Source organism: Microbacterium foliorum (genome assembly GCF_003367705.1).
Classification (GTDB): Bacteria; Actinomycetota; Actinomycetes; order Actinomycetales; family Microbacteriaceae; genus Microbacterium; species Microbacterium foliorum.
In genome coordinates, this window is the sequence record NZ_CP031425.1 from 887,536 (window position 1) to 905,004 (window position 17,469).

Annotated in this window: 18 protein-coding genes; 16 read left to right on the top strand and 2 right to left on the bottom strand. The window is 62.0% G+C overall.

What is annotated here, in order from left to right:
- Positions 1–19 precede the first annotated feature (19 nt).
- From DXT68_RS04035 to DXT68_RS04045, 3 genes are all read left to right on the top strand, one after another.
- Positions 20–799 (top strand): AfsA-related hotdog domain-containing protein, encoded by a 780-nt coding sequence (locus DXT68_RS04035; protein WP_162829101.1) that lies wholly within the window; start codon positions 20–22, stop codon positions 797–799.
- Entirely contained in the window at positions 796–1,581 is a 786-nt protein-coding gene (locus DXT68_RS04040) for an SDR family NAD(P)-dependent oxidoreductase (protein WP_045253443.1), read from the top strand. Before DXT68_RS04035 ends, DXT68_RS04040 begins: the two co-directional genes overlap by 4 nt.
- Positions 1,582–1,831: 250 nt before the next feature.
- Positions 1,832–3,061 (top strand): hypothetical protein, encoded by a 1,230-nt coding sequence (locus DXT68_RS04045; protein ID WP_156149260.1) that lies wholly within the window; start codon positions 1,832–1,834, stop codon positions 3,059–3,061.
- A gap of 212 nt (positions 3,062–3,273) precedes the next feature.
- On the opposite strand, the gene DXT68_RS04050 is transcribed toward DXT68_RS04045, so the two are convergent.
- Positions 3,274–4,188, bottom strand: a complete 915-nt coding sequence (locus DXT68_RS04050; protein ID WP_167541588.1) for an arginase family protein — start codon at positions 4,186–4,188, stop codon at positions 3,274–3,276.
- Positions 4,189–4,583: 395 nt separating this feature from the next.
- On the opposite strand from DXT68_RS04050, the gene DXT68_RS16895 reads away from it, so the two are divergent.
- The 13 genes from DXT68_RS16895 (at position 4,584) to DXT68_RS04105 (ending at position 16,735) form a co-directional block, all read left to right on the top strand.
- Positions 4,584–4,751, top strand: a complete 168-nt coding sequence (locus DXT68_RS16895) for a hypothetical protein (protein WP_156149259.1) — start codon at positions 4,584–4,586, stop codon at positions 4,749–4,751.
- A gap of 25 nt (positions 4,752–4,776) precedes the next feature.
- Positions 4,777–5,460 carry a nitroreductase family protein gene (locus DXT68_RS04055; RefSeq protein ID WP_156149258.1) on the top strand — a complete coding sequence of 228 codons (684 nt, stop codon included), beginning with the start codon at positions 4,777–4,779 and terminating at the stop codon, positions 5,458–5,460.
- Positions 5,457–6,866 carry an MBL fold metallo-hydrolase gene (locus DXT68_RS04060; RefSeq protein WP_045253439.1) on the top strand — a complete coding sequence of 470 codons (1,410 nt, stop codon included), beginning with the start codon at positions 5,457–5,459 and terminating at the stop codon, positions 6,864–6,866. The genes DXT68_RS04055 and DXT68_RS04060 overlap by 4 nt, the downstream gene beginning before the upstream one ends.
- Positions 6,863–7,855, top strand: a complete 993-nt coding sequence (locus tag DXT68_RS16900) for a hypothetical protein (protein ID WP_045253438.1) — start codon at positions 6,863–6,865, stop codon at positions 7,853–7,855. Before DXT68_RS04060 ends, DXT68_RS16900 begins: the two co-directional genes overlap by 4 nt.
- Positions 7,856–7,938: 83 nt before the next feature.
- Complete coding sequence (locus tag DXT68_RS04065; protein ID WP_162829104.1) at positions 7,939–8,937, top strand: YcaO-like family protein; 999 nt, start codon at positions 7,939–7,941, stop codon at positions 8,935–8,937.
- Positions 8,930–10,207, top strand: a complete 1,278-nt coding sequence (locus tag DXT68_RS04070; protein ID WP_280524640.1) for an MFS transporter — start codon at positions 8,930–8,932, stop codon at positions 10,205–10,207. The genes DXT68_RS04065 and DXT68_RS04070 overlap by 8 nt, the downstream gene beginning before the upstream one ends.
- On the top strand, positions 10,204–10,986 hold the full coding sequence (locus DXT68_RS16905; RefSeq protein WP_341853352.1) for a phosphotransferase: 783 nt from the start codon (positions 10,204–10,206) through the stop codon (positions 10,984–10,986). Before DXT68_RS04070 ends, DXT68_RS16905 begins: the two co-directional genes overlap by 4 nt.
- A 320-nt stretch (positions 10,987–11,306) precedes the next feature.
- Positions 11,307–11,993, top strand: coding sequence for a hypothetical protein (locus DXT68_RS04080; RefSeq protein ID WP_045253434.1), 687 nt, complete (start codon positions 11,307–11,309; stop codon positions 11,991–11,993).
- 10 nt (positions 11,994–12,003) lie between these two features.
- Positions 12,004–12,441: a hypothetical protein gene (locus DXT68_RS04085; protein ID WP_045253433.1), complete on the top strand. Its 438-nt coding sequence runs from the start codon at positions 12,004–12,006 to the stop codon at positions 12,439–12,441.
- A 940-nt stretch (positions 12,442–13,381) separates the two neighbouring features.
- Positions 13,382–14,008: a hypothetical protein gene (locus DXT68_RS04090; protein WP_156149256.1), complete on the top strand. Its 627-nt coding sequence runs from the start codon at positions 13,382–13,384 to the stop codon at positions 14,006–14,008.
- A gap of 302 nt (positions 14,009–14,310) precedes the next feature.
- Positions 14,311–15,036, top strand: a complete 726-nt coding sequence (locus DXT68_RS04095) for a peptidoglycan-binding protein (RefSeq protein ID WP_162829106.1) — start codon at positions 14,311–14,313, stop codon at positions 15,034–15,036.
- Complete coding sequence (locus DXT68_RS04100) at positions 15,036–15,806, top strand: ABC transporter ATP-binding protein (protein WP_082068865.1); 771 nt, start codon at positions 15,036–15,038, stop codon at positions 15,804–15,806. Before DXT68_RS04095 ends, DXT68_RS04100 begins: the two co-directional genes overlap by 1 nt.
- Positions 15,764–16,735, top strand: coding sequence for a hypothetical protein (locus DXT68_RS04105; RefSeq protein ID WP_045253432.1), 972 nt, complete (start codon positions 15,764–15,766; stop codon positions 16,733–16,735). The genes DXT68_RS04100 and DXT68_RS04105 overlap by 43 nt, the downstream gene beginning before the upstream one ends.
- Before the next feature lie 208 nt (positions 16,736–16,943).
- Here DXT68_RS04105 and DXT68_RS04110 read toward each other — a convergent pair whose 3' ends face one another.
- Positions 16,944–17,297: a histone-like nucleoid-structuring protein Lsr2 gene (locus DXT68_RS04110; RefSeq protein ID WP_082068858.1), complete on the bottom strand. Its 354-nt coding sequence runs from the start codon at positions 17,295–17,297 to the stop codon at positions 16,944–16,946.
- Positions 17,298–17,469: the final 172 nt, after the last annotated feature.

Genomic DNA, 17,469 nt, shown 5'->3' on the forward strand with positions numbered 1-17,469 from the left:
CGAGCGAGACGGTTCGAACGTGGCGGGCATCCTCCCCGATGAGGTGCACAAGAAGAGACCAGAGAACGTCTGGTTGCATAGTCCTGTGCGGGAATCTCCGCATTCGATGCGCTCGCATTTTGCGATTCCCTCGCGCGGGCAGACGCTTCGCTTCGCTGAGCTCCTTGAGGTGCAGCGTCAGCTCGGCATCTTGCAAGCGCATCGGCAACTGGGGGTGCCGGACAACGCAGTGTTCGTACTAAACCGGATCGCGCTGAAATTCGTGACTCGAGCTGACGTGCAGTCGGATGGAGGAACCATTCGCGCACAAATCGTCGCGACGAGCGCCAGAGGACGTCCACGGTCGCTCTCGCAGTACTTCTCCATCGAATCCCCGTCTGGACTTGTTGCCGTCGGATCCGCGCGAGCATCGTTGATCCCTCAGATGGTCTACGACCGGGTCCGTGGGCTCGAGTCCAACGCGTCGCCGCCAGGGCGGAGCGCGACGAGGTCTGTCTTCGGTTACGAAAGTGCCCTCCACGTGGACAGCCGTGACCCACTGTTGTCGGACCACCCGTCGGATCACCTTACGGCGATGCAGGCAATTGCGGACGTCGAAAGGGTGGCTCTCTTAGACCTCGCGGCGGCTCGAATTCGGACGCTCAAGCTCGAGTTCTATCGGTACGCCGGACTGCTGCCAGCCCCGTTGCTCCGGCTCAATATTTCGGCCCAGGGAAAGCTGGATGCCGAAATCACGCAACAAGGCGCACGCTGCGCGGAGATCACAGGCGTAATCGATATGAAGAATGGAGAACGATGACGCACGGACTGGCAGTAGTCACGGGTGCCTCCGGGGGCATCGGTGCAGAGATCGCGAGAGTCTTGAGCGCGGACGGTTATTACATAGTTGGACAGTACCGACGCGGGAAGGAGCGCGCGACAAAACTCGAGGCCGCGCTCGCTGGCTCCCATACGGGCGGCGAAATGATCGAGGCGGATCTGTCGTCCGACGCCGGGCTCGTGCAACTCGTGGATGCGGTGCGGACACGCGCATCCGAATCGGGGTTGCAGGTGGGTGCTCTCGTCAACAACGCCGCGAGGATGCTGGGGCCGTCATTCGCGGATGCGACCCCGTACGAATTCGATGACTTCGTGGCCATCAATACGAAGGCGCCGTTCTTCCTTGCGCAACACTTGTCGCGAATCATGATCGCCGGAAGCAGCATCGTCAACATCTCCTCTGCAAGCGCGCATATCGCCAGTGCAAGCGACATCGTCTACGCGATGACGAAAGCTGCTCTCGAGTCTCTCACTCGGAACATGGCAGGTGCGCTGGCTCCTGCGGGGATCCGTGTCAATGCGGTCATGCCAGGGTTTACCGACAACGGCCACCCCGCTTTCTCTGACGATACGGCGGTTTCGTATATGAGTTCGTTGTCGATGCTGGGCGGGGTTGCCGCGCCTTCCGCAGTCGCCGACGCCGTCAGCTTCCTCGTCTCAGAGCGGGCGATCCGCACAACAGGGGCCGTGCTGGATGTGAGTGGGGGTATGAGTCTGCACCCGCGCCCTGAGCGGCAGGGGTCCGTTCGCGACCTTCTCTGACTGAGAAGGCGCAGACCTCCGTTACGACACTCAATCCCGAGCACTCTCGGACCTGGTTATCGAGGATGACTCTCGATAGGGCGCACGACGGTGGTGCGTACCAACGCTTCACCTTGACGAGATTCAGTGGCGGTAGACAGGCATGATCAAGGATGTGTTCTATGAGACAGTGCGGCGGTCGATGTAAGTTTGTTCAACTTCTGGCTACTGTCGCTATATTGAGCGTGAGAACGTCGAAAAGGAGAAGGAATTGCCTGAAGAATTGCCTGGGAAATTGTCGCCCAGTATCCCTGTCGCGCTCACGAAAGTTGCGCTCCGTCTAATCGGGGCGTCGGATCTTGCTGACGCCATCGGCGACCTCACAGGACTGGGGCGCACGAGCATCGATTCGCTGGTGCGGACGGCGAAGACCCAGATCGCGGACCGGGCCTCAGCAGAGTTCACCGCCGTCGGCGACGCGGACCGCGAGTGGGCAGAAAGCATGCTGTCGCGAACCTATGTGCGTCTCGCTGCCGATCCCGCGCGGCCAGTCATGAGCGAGAGTCTCATCGGGGCCGAGGCGGTGGCTCGGCTGGCGGGCGCCGCGACGTCCGTCGAAGATCTCCGCGTTCTTGACTCTTCCTCCGACGACGTACAGGCATACGTCACCGCGGTTTCCGAAGCCATCGCGTATCTGATCTCGCAGTGGTACTCCACAAATGAGGAGCCGAACCGAGCCGCGATGTCCCAGGTCGCTGGTGAAACTCTGCAGACGGTACGCGGGCTCCAGGCCCATCTCGACGCCGTCATCGCGCCGGCGATGCGTCAGCTTCAGCAGTCGACAGCCCCCGCGGAAGAACAAGCGTCACAGGGCGAGCAGTTCATCTTTGAGCTCGACGCTGACTTACAGCTCAGGGCTTCGGAGGACGAGCTGGCTGATCTTGTCCAAGCGGCCGTCGTCGCGGTGTATGAGGAGAGGCCATTCCGCGTCCAAGTCACTCTCCCCATTCTCGATGACCAGTTGAAGGACATCGATGATGTCATGGTCGCTTCGCAGATCAGGCGGCAGTATCGGGCGAAGGCCCGCCGAGCGGAACTCGCGCTGTCGGCTTTTTTCTCGGCTCAGGTCGAATCCGTCTGGGTGGCCTACCTGAGAAGCGTCTCTGACCGACTCGTGGTGGTGCGCGCCATTGTGGCGGGCCAGGTACCGGCAGGTTCGAAGCTCGATGTGTGGCGAACAGAGCCTCCAATCGCCTCTGCTCCCGTCTGGTTAACCCCGGACGAAATCACAGCCGTGGTCGAGAGCACAAGGCTTGGGGAGTGGAATCACCTTCGAGGAGGCGCGGGGTGGCGCGCGGCGGACGAGCTCCCGCCCTCAGTTATCCGAGAGAAAGTCATGCCCAGCATTCTTGCTGAGCTAGTCCGACGCGAGGTGACGACCAATGAAGGCTGGGATGCGGAGGCGGCGCTGCTTCCGCACTGGCATATCGGTCAAGGCTAGTCCCGTCGCGACAGGGGCATCGAAGGCCTCGACCAACACCTCAATGGGCCAGCGAGGCCGAGCTGACCAGGGACCAGCGCTGTCCACGAAATGCCGGAGTCGAGGACTCGTGCACCTCAATCGAACGACGGCTCGGGCACGCGGTACGGAACTGTAAACGGCTCAGTAAGACTCGCTCGTTCGAACTGGCGTTCAGGGTGAGATCGCGAACCTCAACGCGTCGCCATCATCGCGCGCAGGTACATCGCACCTGTCACGCAAGTGGCCTCGTCTTGCCAGGCGACAGATCCTGATAGAGGTGGCGCGACCTCCATCACATCACCACCGCGAAGCGAATGGCGGTCGCCTAAGCGAGCGATGAGGTCGAGTACGACCTCACGGTCGATTCCCTCGGGTGCGGGCAATCCCGTGGCAGGAGCTTGAGAGTGGGTGGTGGCGTCGATGTCAATCGACAGATAGATCGACGCCACGCCCAGCCCCGCCAACCAATCCGCCACCAGGTCGCCCACAAGGACAGGGTCCTGAGCGACGTCGAGGCCTATGAGCAGAAGTCTCTCCGACGGACGGACGACGCCGGGAACGTCCGGTGACCCAATCTGGACTATCGCGGGGAGATGCACTTTGGTGTCCGCGTACTTCACCCAACTGGAGTAGGTAAGTGGCAGCCCGTACCGTGATTTTTCCAGGTCGGTATGGCCATCGATGACCACGAGTGCGATGTCTTCCACGCTGGACGCCACCAGGTGAGGGAGGACCGCCCCGGAGACGCTGTGATCTCCCCCGATGGTAAAGAGTGCCGCCGGATTGGGCATGCTGCCCAGGCGCTGGGCGACGTACTCGGCTACTGAGAGCGGGCTCACAGGCAACCTGAGGTCGGTTGGGCCATGCACTGCTTCGTGCGCAGCCGTGAGAGTCGCTTCATTCAAGAGATCGTCGTGAAGGAGATGAGGGAGCACAAAAGTGTCTCCGAGATCGAATCCGTCGATAGGTCCGGAGGCGTAGAGCGCCTCACGAACTCCGATTGGACCAAAGGCGGCACCGCGCACGGCTCCGCCGCCAGTGTCGCTGGGCACCCCAAGAAGGATGGCCTCACTGCTTCGTCCCGCTTCCAAACTGTCGAGCCACATCTCTGTGACCGTCGAGGCATCCGAAGTCCCGAACATGCGATGGTGAAGGGCCTCGGCGCGCGGATTGCGACCGGTCGATGCCGATGAAATTCCGAGGCCCGGCGGGCGAAGAAGACCGTACCCCAGCCTATGATTCATCGACTCGAAGAGATCTACTGTGCTGTACCGAATGGTGGCGCCAATCGTCGTGGAGCTAACTCGCGTCGGCTTCCATGCGCGCGCGTGCAGCCGGCATCCTCGTGTTCGAGAATCGGACCGGTGGTAGCACCGTAATCGACGGAACCCGAGATTCCAAATCGTCTTGACGTGTCACATACGCGCGACTGTGTGCCGCGATAGCGACACCGAATCGGCGCGTTCACTCTGTGCGCACAAATCCGGAAACTGTGACTACGATGACGTTCGCAGGTCGTTCGATCTGCACGACAGGAGGAATCATGGAAAAGGTAACAAGCGAGGTGGACTTCGACTTCAGTGTCGAGCCGGACAACGCCGCGCCCGTTCACATCATCGAGACGCTGGACGCCGAGATGGGCGGCTGGACGGCCGCTCGCTGCATGTGATGCGCTCGTGACAGAGGCGAGGCGGGTGGTCGGCGCGCTGACGCTGTTCGGGCACTCGCCTCGTCTTGCGGAAGCACTGCGGGGCAGTTCCTGGACGGCCACCGAAGCGCAGCAATACCTGCAAGCGCGCGTTCCCGCGGACGCGATCCCTTCGCGCCATGCGGATGACTCGTACGCCCCAACGCCATCGCCTGAACGTAACCGCGGAGTGAGCGTGCGTTCATTCGGAAGTTCGCTGGTTACCGATGAGCAGATGGTGGAGCTGATCCGTCTTTCCTGCGGCACGGCCGATGCGCCGGGGGTCGCTCAAGCGGGCGGAGTAGGCGGCGTCAAGGTCCACGCGATGCTCTCGCGGCAGGACGGCGTCACGGAGAGTTTTGTGTACGAGGCCGACAACGGCGTCTTGGTACCCGCCTCCGTGGGCGAGGGGACGTTACTTCGATGCGTCGATACGAGCGACGTCAACCGTGTTCCGGCGCTGATCGTGCTCGCCATCGATCTAGTTGCGCGCCGGGGGTATCGAAACGCGTACGATCTGTCGCTCATTGAGGTGGGGCAGGTGTACCAGCGTCTGGAAGACAATGCGCGACACCTTGGATTGAGGGTGTGCGCTATGGGGGCTGTCGCAGGCGCGGCGTCCCTTCACGACACGATGACAAGCCCCGTGCTCGGGGTGGTCATTGGGGTACCGGAGGAAAGCAAGAAATGATAGTTACGTATTTAGGGCACCAGGGTTGGGCATTCGACACTAGCGAAGGGGCTGTGTTCCTCGACCCGGTCTTCAGGAACATCGGAAATGCTGGTGTGCAGCTGCCTATCTGGCCGGACCGTGAGATCGACGTGGAGAAACTGCCCAAGATCGGTGGACTGATCCTGTCTCACGAACACTCCGACCATTTCGACATCGATACTCTCGAACGCTTGCCGTGGCGCGGCGTCGTCTACATCAGCGAGCGGAGCAGTCGCGCGATGTCGGAGCTTCTCACGGATCTCGGGTACGAAGTCGTCCGTGTTGGAGCATACGGAAACGTGCGTTATGGGGATGTCGAGTTCACTTTTCTCCCACTCGAATGGTCTTTGCTCGAACCGGACGCGTACGGGTACCTCGTGCGCGGAGACGACGGCACCAGCTTCTTCACCAGCGTCGACGGGATGCCGCACGCGGAGACCGTGAAGTGGCTGGAGGAGCACTGCCCGCACCGCAGCGTCGACAACTTCACGAACAACTACCTCGAGCCCCTCCCCGAACTCACCGGGTCCTTCGGCCATGACCTTTTCGCGACCGGAATGATGACGACGAACATGATTGCGGGTGTGCAAGAACTGCAGCCGACGCGTGTTGTGATGTCCGGTCAGGGTTGGTCCTATCCGCCAAAGTACTCCGAGCTGAACCACCGTTTCTTCAACGTGACCCACGAAACGATGTTGCCGATCCTGCAGCTCACTTACCCGCATATCTCGTGGGAGGCGCCGGAACCAGGAACATACATCGGTCTCGGTGGCGAAGAATCGGACGGGCAGTTAGCCCCGTACGTCAAGTCGCGCGTTACGACCGAGCGCGACTATCGCGGCTACACCGATGCGCTGTCCGGCGAGCCGTGGTCCCGTGTGCGCGCCCTGCCAGAGAGTCGCCTGAACGCGGTGACTCGTTTCATCCAGGAGGACTTCGGCCGACTGATCGACGCGTACGGACATCGACTCGTGCAGCGCCTGTACAAACTGTCGCTGAAGCCCGGGAATCGGTTGTCTCCGACCATTGCTCTGCGAGTCCTGAACGGTGACGACGCGCTCCACTTCGTCCTAGACCAGGGATGGCTTTCCTTCCGGCGCGTCGGAGGAGAGATCGACATCCGACGCGAGGTGGCCGCTGGCGTGGAGGTGTGGGCCTCGGATCTCGAACTTCTCATAGAAGGTAGAGAGGAGCCGTACTTGGTTTACGAGACAGCAGTTCGTCGTTGGTGCAACGACGCCTCTCTCGTCCCGTCCTCGGTCCACGTCCATGTGTTCCTCCCGTTCGGCCCTCGCAACCAGCCGGAGAAGTATCTGGCGGGATACCGTGAACGGCTGGAGGCCGTGCGCGACGACGCAACCGTATCTTCGGGCGCGCGCTCATGAAGACAACTCTGCCGCTGATCGAGCAGCCCGCCTTCAAAGTCGTGTTGCCGGATACCGCCCAGCTAGCCGAAGGAGTGCAGGTCGATCTGATGCCTGGGGGTATCCGCCTTCACAAGCATGCGCTTCGGCTTGATCTGGCGGTGCCCGAAGCGGCTACGGAAGCGGTGGTCCACCGGCTACGTACCGGCTGGCCCACTGCCGGGCTTTCTGCCACCTGGAAACAGCTGCTCGAGAAGTTGCTTGCATCAGGAATGATCCGGTCGGCGGAAGCGGCCGACCCAAGGAAGGTGCCTGCGGCCGACGCCATCGCGCGGATCGTCGACGCCATTGAAGGCGCTGCGGGTCGAGCCCTCACGGCGGAACATCCGATGAACGCGTTCATCACGGGCGCTCTTTCTCAGAGCATCGCGCGGCAGTGGATCATCGAGAACTTTCACTTCACCGCCGCGGCCGACTATCACGTCCCTCCCGTCCTAGAGCACGACATGTCGAGCGAGGAAAGAGAGATGTGGGAGCGCTTTCTCAGAGACGAGTCCTGGCACTGGCGAATCTATAGGCCTGTTCTCGCCCAGTTCGACCTGAGCTTCGAGGAGGTCCGTGCGTTTCCGCCGATGGCGGGAACAACTGCTTTCATCGAGGCGCTGCACGACGCGGCGGTGGCCGGGCCTGTGCAGTACGCGGCCGCGATGATGTTCGTCGAGCGTCCGCCGATGGTGTGGGAGGCCCAGGACGATCCGCTGTTCGGTGCGCTCCTGCGGGACTATGGGCTGCACGACGAGTCCGTGCGACCTTTGTGGTGGCACACGACCGAGAACCTGCACGGTGGTCATTCCGCGCTCGGGGCGGTCGTCATCACGAACCGATTGGCGCTTACGCCCGAGCTCGTGTCGGATGCCGCGCACCATGCGGAGCGCGTTGTGGAGGCCGTGGCCGAATGGCAGCGAGAGATGCTGTCGCCGGCTGGGTCCGCGGTAGAGGCGGCAGAGTGATCGTTCCGATTCATGTCGTGCCGGCTGCGCTCGAGAGCTACCGGTCGTGGTCTGGGATCCCCTTGGTCACAAGCGGGCGTGGAATGTCGTGGGCCGCTGGGCGAGGACGCTCGGTTCGGGAGCGCGCTCAAAGCGCGCGGGGTGAGGCTGTTGAGAGACAAACGATCCTGAGTCGCGCCTCGGGTGTGATGGCGGCTCAAACCCAATTGTGTGGGCCGGTACTGGAGCCGCGCGCACTCGGCGTTGACTTGCCCGGCGAAAGACCTGATGGGGTGCTTCCCGTTACGGCTGAGCTTCCCGTCCGGTGGGAAAAATACACGAGTGTGAACGAAGCCGAGCCGGTGTGGGTTCACGAGCCGCTATCGAACGAGGATCGTTTTTACGACCTCACGAGCAACGGCACCGCTGTCCACCGTTCCGCAGAACTTGCCCTGCGGTCCGCGACACTCGAGCTCATCGAACGAGACGCCTTCATGGCCTGGTGGTACGGAGTGAGCAGCGCGCGCCCGCTCGCGGTGTTAACGACGACGCTCACCGCCGGTTACAACATGACTGGTGTCGGCGTCGGCGACTATGAAACGGTCGTCCTCGAGTCTCGCCCCGGGTACTTCGTCCTCATGTGCGTTGTGTATGTCGGCGGCCGCGATTCGCCCGAAGGAGTAGTCGTGGGAGCAGCCGCTGGCTTCGAAGACGAGGGCGTCGAACTCCCGATGAAGCGGGCCTTCGACGAATGCGTTCAAGCAATCGACGTCATGCGCCTCAATGCCGCTGTGAACAGCGGAAGAATCGCAGGCCCGCTCGGCGAGTACTACACCGATCCTCATCGAGCGGTCGCGGTTCGTGAGCATGTCGAGAGGTCGCTAAGTCAGCCGAGGACGGCACTCCTCGAAGAGCCGTTGAGCATCTATTCGCGTTGCGCGCCGAGTGCCGTCGACGGGTACTGGTTTGCGCGTGTCGTGGCTCCGGAAGCTGTACCGTTTGCTCTGCAGGGACACGGCCTCCGCCGGAATCATCCCTCCCTGCACGGTCAAGTTTTGCACACGCCCGACGGGCTCAAGCCGGAGGAGCACCCCCTTGGGTAGCGGCAACAGTGACCGTCTTTGGCGCGGTGGGTTTCGACAGCTCTTTGCCGCGCAGACTGTCTCCGCAGTGGGCGACCGACTGAGCTTCGTGGTCCTCCCATTCTTGATCCTCGGGGACGGAGGAGATGCGGGAGCGGTCGCCATTGTTCTAGGCGCGCGAGCCGTAGGCTTCTCCGTCAGCGTTCTTGCGGGCGGCGTGGTCGCGGATCGGATCGGCCCGAGAGTCACGCTCTTCATCAGTGACCTTGTTCGTGCCGCGAGTCAAGGTCTCGTCGTGCTTCTCTTCATGACCTCTGGTCCGACAGTGCTTGCCTTGGCAGCTCTCATGGTCGTCTACGGCCTTGCCGAGGGCGTCGCGGTGCCGTCTTCTCGAGCGTTGCTCCCTCGGCTCGTTCCAGACTCTGCTCTTGAGAAGGCGAACGGCTACATGTCTGCCGCTTATACGAGCGGACATCTGGCTGGGCCACTTCTGGCTGGACTGTTCGTGGCGATGAATCTCAGCGTTCTAGCCATCGGTATCGATGCCGTGTCTTTCGTCATCTCAGCAATCCTGATCTGGACCACCAAGCCCCGTTCCGCGGAACAAGAGGGGGAGGAGTCGGGCGGGGGAGTTCTCACACAGTTCACCCAAGGCTTCAAGGCATTGCTTGCTCGCCGGTGGCTCCTGTGGATGATTGCCGCCGGCGTCGTGCTTCATCTCACCGCACTCCCCGCCGTATACACACTTGGGCCTGTTTGGGCAGAGGACAACTTGGGTGGTGGTGCAGGCTGGGGAGTTCTTGTCTCGGCCTTCGGCGCTGGTGGAGTCCTCGGTGGACTCATCGCCACAAGATTGCGTCCAAAGAAACCAGCGATCTGGTACTTCGTCGGGCTAGTCGTTGTCTCGGCGCAACCGATCAACCTTGTGTCCGGAGCGCCGTTCTGGGTTATCGCAGTATTCCAAGCGCTCGCCGGAGGGGCGCTCGCGATCCTCGGAGTGATGGAAGACCTCAGCGCACAGAGAGGCATCCCGGGCCCGCTTCTCGCGAGGGTGGGGTCTTTCGCGATCTTCGCCTCCACGGTCGCGACACCGGTCGGGTACGCGTTGGTAGGTGGAGTATCCACGGTCGCGGGAGTCGTCTCGACTATGTATGTACTTGGCGGAGTGTGCGTCGTGCTGGCTGCGTTGGGGGCACTGCTTCCGAGTGTGCGCGGATTCGCCCCTAGCGCGCCGAACAGCGGCGCGCCGAAGCTGGACGATGACAATGCCGGAGCGGGCACAAGACTATGACGAGCTGCTGCGACGCTGGAACATTAGAGCTCGACGCCGTGTTCTTGTCGCGGCGGTCCACGCCGTGGAGCTTTCTTGCACGGAAGCACAGCGGCGAGTGGATCAAAGTGAGTGCTTCGCCAGTGAAAGGAACAACAGAGGCGGCAGTCCTACGTGCGCTCGGACAGCGTTACGGAGGCAACGTGCCACGCGTTCTGGGCGCCTGCGAAAGTTGCGGGGCCATCGAGATGGCTGATGTCGGCATCGCTGCTGTTGCACCTGACTTCGAACACGCATCGATGCTCTGCGCCGAGATGTGCCGTTTCCTTCTCGGGTCCGCGGCTTTTGGTGCGTTGCCCCTTGTATCACCGGAGTCGCTCGCTCAAGCGCTGTCATCAATCGCGCGAACCGACAGCCGCCTCGTCGAAGCTGCAGCACGAGTCAAAGGGATAGCTGAAGCCTCGAGCATCGAGGATTGGACGACCGAAGTGATCCACGGAGATTTCCATCGGGGAAACGTGCATCGGTCGTTGGCGGGTGAGATCGTGATCCTCGATTGGAGCGATAGCGCTCGAATGTTGGTCCCGCCCCGCAGCTCCGCGACTTTCGGGCTGACATGCCAACTCATGCTGCAAGCGAAGGGACTGTGCGACCTGTTTGAAGCAACTGATGTCGAGCTCGCGCGCCTCCACGACCCGCAACATCTCGAGCTGTTGAAACACAGCGCGACTCAGGCAGTCACGACCACTCTGGTGCGGCTGGGCGCTTCGGATCCCGTCCCGTCTACGGTGGTGCGATAGGCGACCACGGCACGGCAGCTATCTCGCGCTGAGCGACCCGCACGGGGTTGGAGGCACCGTCTCTGATCGGAGAAGCTAAACCATCGACTTCCTTCGCCTCCTACGTCGCCAGAACGACCTTTCACGCGGGGAGCACGGTGAACCGCATGTTGAGACGGGAAGCTGAGGGGGTGGGCTCTATTACCGGTTGGGGCGGGTCTTCCAAACTGCGTTGGGATCCCCATGTATCCGTGGATGACGCTCGTTCAACGCCCCCGACCGTAGCCGGGGGCGTCGAGCATCAGATTGGGAGTCCGTAGCGGGCCCGGCGACCGGCGGGCATGCCGCGGCCCTTCTTCTTCGTGCGCGTCACTGGTGTGGTGCGGGCGCTTGTGCCGTTTGCGAGGCTCGATGGCCGGCAGGTTCTCGTCGTAGTCGTCCGCGAGCCACTTATAGATGACGCGGCCGTTCTGTGCGTGACCCCCCTGACCACCTGTGGACAGCACGAGCTCTTTCCCTCCGGACTCGTCCTGCCCACAAGGTGGACTGCGGACCACCGACCAATCTGCGCCTTCGACTACAAAGACCGCCCATTCGCGAAGAACTACAACTGGACCTGGTACGCCTCGGTCAACACCGGATCCGGGCTGGTCGGCATGTCGAGCAGCCTCGGTGTGTACGCGGACTGCAACGACCTCTCCGACGACTGCAACCGAAGCTCCATGGCAATCGGGATCAAGGAGCCCCAGAAGATCCCGAGCTACCCCAACGGTCAGCAGGAAGTGCTGTTCTCGATCACAGCCGGCCGCGGCCTGGATAATACAGGAGGAGTCTCCGGCACTGGCCAGTCGATCAACAAGTCCTGGTGCAACGATGTCCCGCTGATGGCTCTCACGGATTGCATGGGAGTCGCTGCGGGAACGGACGGTGAGCGGATCACTCTGAACGCCTCACGGGGCTTCATCGCACCCAACAAATGCTGGCAGTCTGCGAACCGCGGGCAGGACGCACCCATCACCTACTGCTAGGAGACAGCGAATGGTTCAGTCCTCGTCATCACGCGCTACGGGATGGGGAATCCTCGCGTTGAGCGTGATCGGGATGGTGCTCGTGTGGATCGCATTCGCGGGGCAGTACGTCGACTCCCGTGAAATCGAGAGCCAGTGCCCAACAGACGTCCCGGCTGGAGCAATCGTCACTGAAGACGCGACGGCCTACGCGTCTCAACGCACCTTCATCCCCGCGGGACGACTGTGCACGTACCCCACAGAAGACGGGGGCACCGTTTCTGTTCAGACCGGATGGCCGTCGACTATCGGACCCTTCATCGGCTCAGCGCTCGGGGCCGTGGCACTTGCCCTGTCATGGGGGCTGTGGCGCAGAACAACCGCGATGCAGCAGGTTCTCATCCACGCCGTGGTTCTCGCGCTCGGACTCGGGTGGGTATCGATGGCCAACTTTGCAGCGCTCGGCTAGCTGAAATCCGCGACCTTGTAGCGGGTCCTCTTCCGTCGGTAACGGGGGAAGGGGACCCACTACACGCTGAATAGCCGGTCCGCGAGGAGAAACGTGCTCACCGAGATGCGAGACCGATGCCTTGTTCGGCGCGGCGGGTATCTCAGACGATGACACTTCGCCTTCGGCGATAGTGGCGTAAACATGGTCCTTCGCCTCGAGGGGATCCTCCGGCGTTGACAGCACGGTACTGACCGCCTACGTGATGGAGACGGCGGCAACAGCCATCGCAGCCATCGCAGCTATCGCTGCGCCGACCGCGACGGCGGTTCGTCGGTTGCCACTTTGCTCACTGTGTCCCCAGGTTTCTTGACGGGGATGCACGACTCTGAGTTCGGATGTGTACCGCGCTACGGCTTTTCGCAAGTGCGAAACAGTGCACCCTTATCGATCGATCTGCAGCCACACAGTACCTTTATAGGTAACGTTGTGTCGGCTCTCAGTTTTCCTCTAGTGGTGTACCGCATGGGTACTCACCTGTGCGGTACACATTAGGGGGGCTTTTGTCTCAATCGAAGAGCATCAAATCTAGGAAGTCATTGCGACAGAAGATCGGTGCGGGAGTGGCAGCTGTCGCGCTTTCGGCTGGAATCATCGGTGGCACGGCGGCTCCTGCCAACGCCATCGACGGCGTGTACTACCTTCACTCCAGCTGGGTCGAAGCGGTAGCGGAGATGAACTCGTTCACGAACTACGGCACGTGGAGGGCGTACGCTCAGCTGGGTGGCACGGTGAAATGGGGAGCTTCCTCTACCACCCACACTGCTGCTATCGTGCAGGGCTTCAACACCACACATCAAGCACGTCTGTACTTGAATGGTGGCATCTGGAAGTCCGCACAGTCATAGCGACACTCTCCACGAAGATCGCCCGCTAGCGAAGAGGACTTATGGGATTTGAGATGACGAAGAGGGTATTTGGGGTCTCGAGCCTTATCGTCCTTGCGCTTCTTGCGACGGGGTGCAGTGCCTCGGGCAGCGACGACACGGACTCAGGGAAGATCGCGAGTTCGATGTCGGTGCTGTTCGAGGAGGCGCTCGCTGGAGAAGTCAACGACTTCGAGCGTGCAGTGCTGGAACGCGGGGTGGAGGACGGGCGGATCGGCCAGTCTGACTACGCCGAAGCGACGACGATGTATGCGACGTGTATGTCAGGGGCCGGATACGCACTCGAGCGAACGGACCACCTGAATGGCCTCATCGAGTTCCAGCCGCCAGCGTTGACCGCTTCGCAGGAGGTTGACGACTTGATGGCAATGGACTACGAATGCATGAGTACAACCGGCGGGAACGTCATCCGCCTGTACGAGCTGCAACAGGGCAACCCAAGCCTGCTGCGCGACACCGCGACGGTGGCTGCGGAGTGTCTCGCGGCGTCCGGAGTGGTGCCTCCCGATTTCGACAAAGAAGACTATCGGCAGGCATTCTCGTCTGATGGCAAGCTGTCCGAGCTGTCCTTTGACGTAACAGATCCCCGGGTCGGATCGTGCCTCTATGGGATCGGCGTCACTGTCGGAATCGACGAATGAGGTCGAGATGGCTTCCGCGGTCCATCGCTTTCCTCGTTGGTCTGGGAATGGCAGTGGGCGTGCTCGCGACATACGTGATGCTGCCGGCGCCCACCTCCGACTTGTCAGCTCCGAGGCCCGTAACCACATTCCCGGTGACGTCAACATCCTTCGCTGACCCGAGGACGGTCGCGTTGCGACCGTCTTTCAGCGCGCAGGCCCAGCTCTCCCTCGGGAGGAGCGGTGTCATAACGGAGTCGTCTTGCACCCCCGGCGTCCCCTTCGGCAGCGGAACGACGGTGGCCAGAGTAGACAGCAACCCAGTGATTGCTCTCGCGACGTCAGTCCCCTTCTACCGCGATCTCGTTCCGGGGACCGAAGGCGCCGATGTGAATGCGCTGCGAGCAGCGTTACGTGCACTGGGTTACACGATTGATGCGGAGGGTGCCTACCGTGGCGCGGTCATCGACTCGCTTGCGGACCTTCAGAAACGCAACGGCGTGAATCCCGCCGACGGAGCATTCCGGCTCGCGGACTTCGTGTGGATCCCGGCGAGCGGCGGTGCCCCTTCGGAATGCGAGGTGTCTGTGGGGGAGCAGTATTCCCAAGGTTCACCTTTCGCGGTGGTGCCTGGCTCATTGCGCTCCCTCCAACTCGTACCCTCGACCTCGGCGCCGGTGCCAGGACCTCGCGCTGCCCGTGTCGCAGGTGTTGATGTGGATCTTCCAGAGAGCGGCGTGATCTCCGATCCAGAGGCCGTCGCGCGGGTTGCATCGTCCCCGGAGTTTGCAGAGGCGCTCGATTCGGAGACAATCGCGGCATCGACAGAGTTGAAGGATGCGCGTCAGGCCGTAGCGGTTCCACCCGCTGCAATCTTCGGAATTCAAGACGCTGCAGCATGCGTGCAAGACGACAACGGCGAGGCCCATGTGGTGTCGCTTCTTTCTTCGAGCCTCGGAAGAACGCTCGTAACCTTCCCAGAGGGTGTTGACGTGCCGCGTGCTGTGCGCCTCAGTGACGCAATCGACGTCACCACGTGTACGCCATGATGACCCCGAACATCGAATCGTCGCTCACGCTCGACGGTGTTGCGCACTCCTGGGACGGGTCGGAGTTTCTCTTTTCCGGTCTGACTCAAACCCTGCATCGAAGCGAGTCGTGGGCGCTCACAGGACCCTCCGGCTCTGGCAAGTCCACTCTCCTTTCGATACTCGCCGGCTGGGAGCGGCCGACACTGGGAGAGATTCAGCGACGCGACTTGAGGCGTGTGCACTGGGTGTTCCAGAACCCCCACGGACAACCGCAGCGAACAGCACTGGATCATGTCGCTTATCCGCTCTTGGCCCGTGGAAGCTCGCGTAGGCCTGCAGGCGCCGAGGCCCTTGAGATCCTTGACATGTTCCGTCTGGGCGGGCGGGCCGGGGCACTGTTCGGGGAGCTGTCCGGAGGGGAGTCTCAACGACTCATGCTCGCGCGCGCGGTGGCGGCGAAGCCAGACCTCTTGCTCGTCGACGAACCGACGGCACAGCTGGATCGAGCGTCCGCGTCTGCTGTCAATGCGGTCCTGGGAAACCTTGCCGCAAGTGGCGCCCTCGTGGTCGTTGCCAGTCACGACCAGGACACAATCGCAGCCTGTGATTTCAGAATGGATCTCGCGTCGAGCGCCTCCATCACCTCGGAGGTGCCCGGATTAGGGCGTCAGCAATCGCGAGTGAGGCCTGGCGGAACTTCACCAGCGGCACAACGCGAGGAGGGCTCCTGGCGCTGTGCGCTGCGTTGCTGGCGACGCTGCTTCTGGCGGCTGACACCCTGTCCATAGCCCAAATCGAAGATCGAGCCCAGGCCTTCAGAGCGAGCTCTGGGTCGGTCCGAATCCTCGCTGCTGAGGGGGCAATCGACCCCGTGTCGTGCGAGAAGCTGGACGGCCTTCCCGGGATTGAGGCATCCGGATCTCTGCTCCGCGCAGATCCCTATCGTGTCGCCGCGCTGCCCGGAACCGAGATTCCGGCGTATGAGGTGAGCGCTGGGTTCGTTGACTTATTGGGCGTGCACCCCATGCCGGACTCGGGGTTCTATCTCGCCAGCACCTTGGCGAATCGTTGGGAGATCAAGGCTGGAGCCGTCCTCCAGACGGATCTGGGTGAGGCGCCGGTTCTCCAGGTGTTCAACCAGTCCGAGGAGGACGGTCGCGATCCTCGGCTGAACAACGCGTTGCTGACCATCGGCGCGCCCGAGCGGGCCTCCGAATGCTGGGTCGATATCTGGCCATACACGACGTCTCTCGACCACCTGCTTTTCAGCGCCCTAATATCTGATGAGGCCGGAGCGGAAAGCGCACAGATCGTCGCCGCTAACCCGACGGCGGGGGAGTCAGCTGATTTCCACGAGCAATTCTCGAACCGGATTACGATTCACTCCTATCCTGCGATAGTGGTCTTGTTCGGAATTCTCGGGTTCGCCGGGATGCTTCGTCGGCGCTTAGAGATCGCGAGCAACCTCCATTCCGGCGCCGGTCGCGGTGCCGTCACAGCGACGGCCGTGGTCGAGACGATCCTGTGGGCCACTGTCGGGGCCGTGTTGAGCGCAAGTATCTCGGTGTGGGTAGGACAGGCTGTCGGAGTTTCCGTGGGGGCGTCCACCTTTCTTGTGCTCGCCGTCGCAGTCGGGATCGCAGCACTGGGAGCATCGGTGCCACCCTTGTGGATCGGGGAGGAACGCCTGTTCCGCGACTTCAAGAATCGAACATGATGAGCGCTCCCGGCGCCGTGGATGTGCCGTGACTCGGACGCAATGCGGCGCGCATCTCCCCAAAGCGCGAATCCTCCGCTCCGTCGGCCTTCCCCCGCTGCGTGATGAGATCGCACCCACCTCGAAGGACGCGGAGCGCTCCGCTCATGAATGACTTCTGCGAGGGCCGCACTTGTCGACCCCGCGCGCGCTCTGGGGAATGCTCGGCTCAGCGAGCGCGGGTGGCCTTGCTTGCCGCGTATGCAGCGCGAACTTCGCTTGGCACTCGGCCGTATCCGCTGACTGCGATTCCTTGTGCGCGCGCCCATTCACGGATCTCGGCAAGCTCGTTCGTGGACTTGCGCCGCCGGGGTGCGGTGGATGAGACGCTTTCGCTAGATGATCGAGCGACCTCGACGAAGGGCGCGACTGCTGCTTCCAGCTTAGCGAGGTTGGCGGCGCTCAGATCGAGTTCGAACTGCCTGCCTTGAAGAGCGAACTGGACCGTCCCGCCTCCCTGTTCGCCATCGATGGGCTCCCCGTCCAGGTCATCGATGAGCTCAACGATAACTCTCTTCGACATGGTTTTCTCCCTCAGCGCGATTTGAATTGTGCCTATTCAGGATAACTTTCTTTTCAAAGAAAACGTGTCTCCAGCAGGCTCATTGAAAAGCAATGTGCACGACTTGATTTCGTTCTTGGTGAAGTAACTGAAGGAGCGGGCCCCGAGGCGCGGATCAGATACCGCTCAGCGC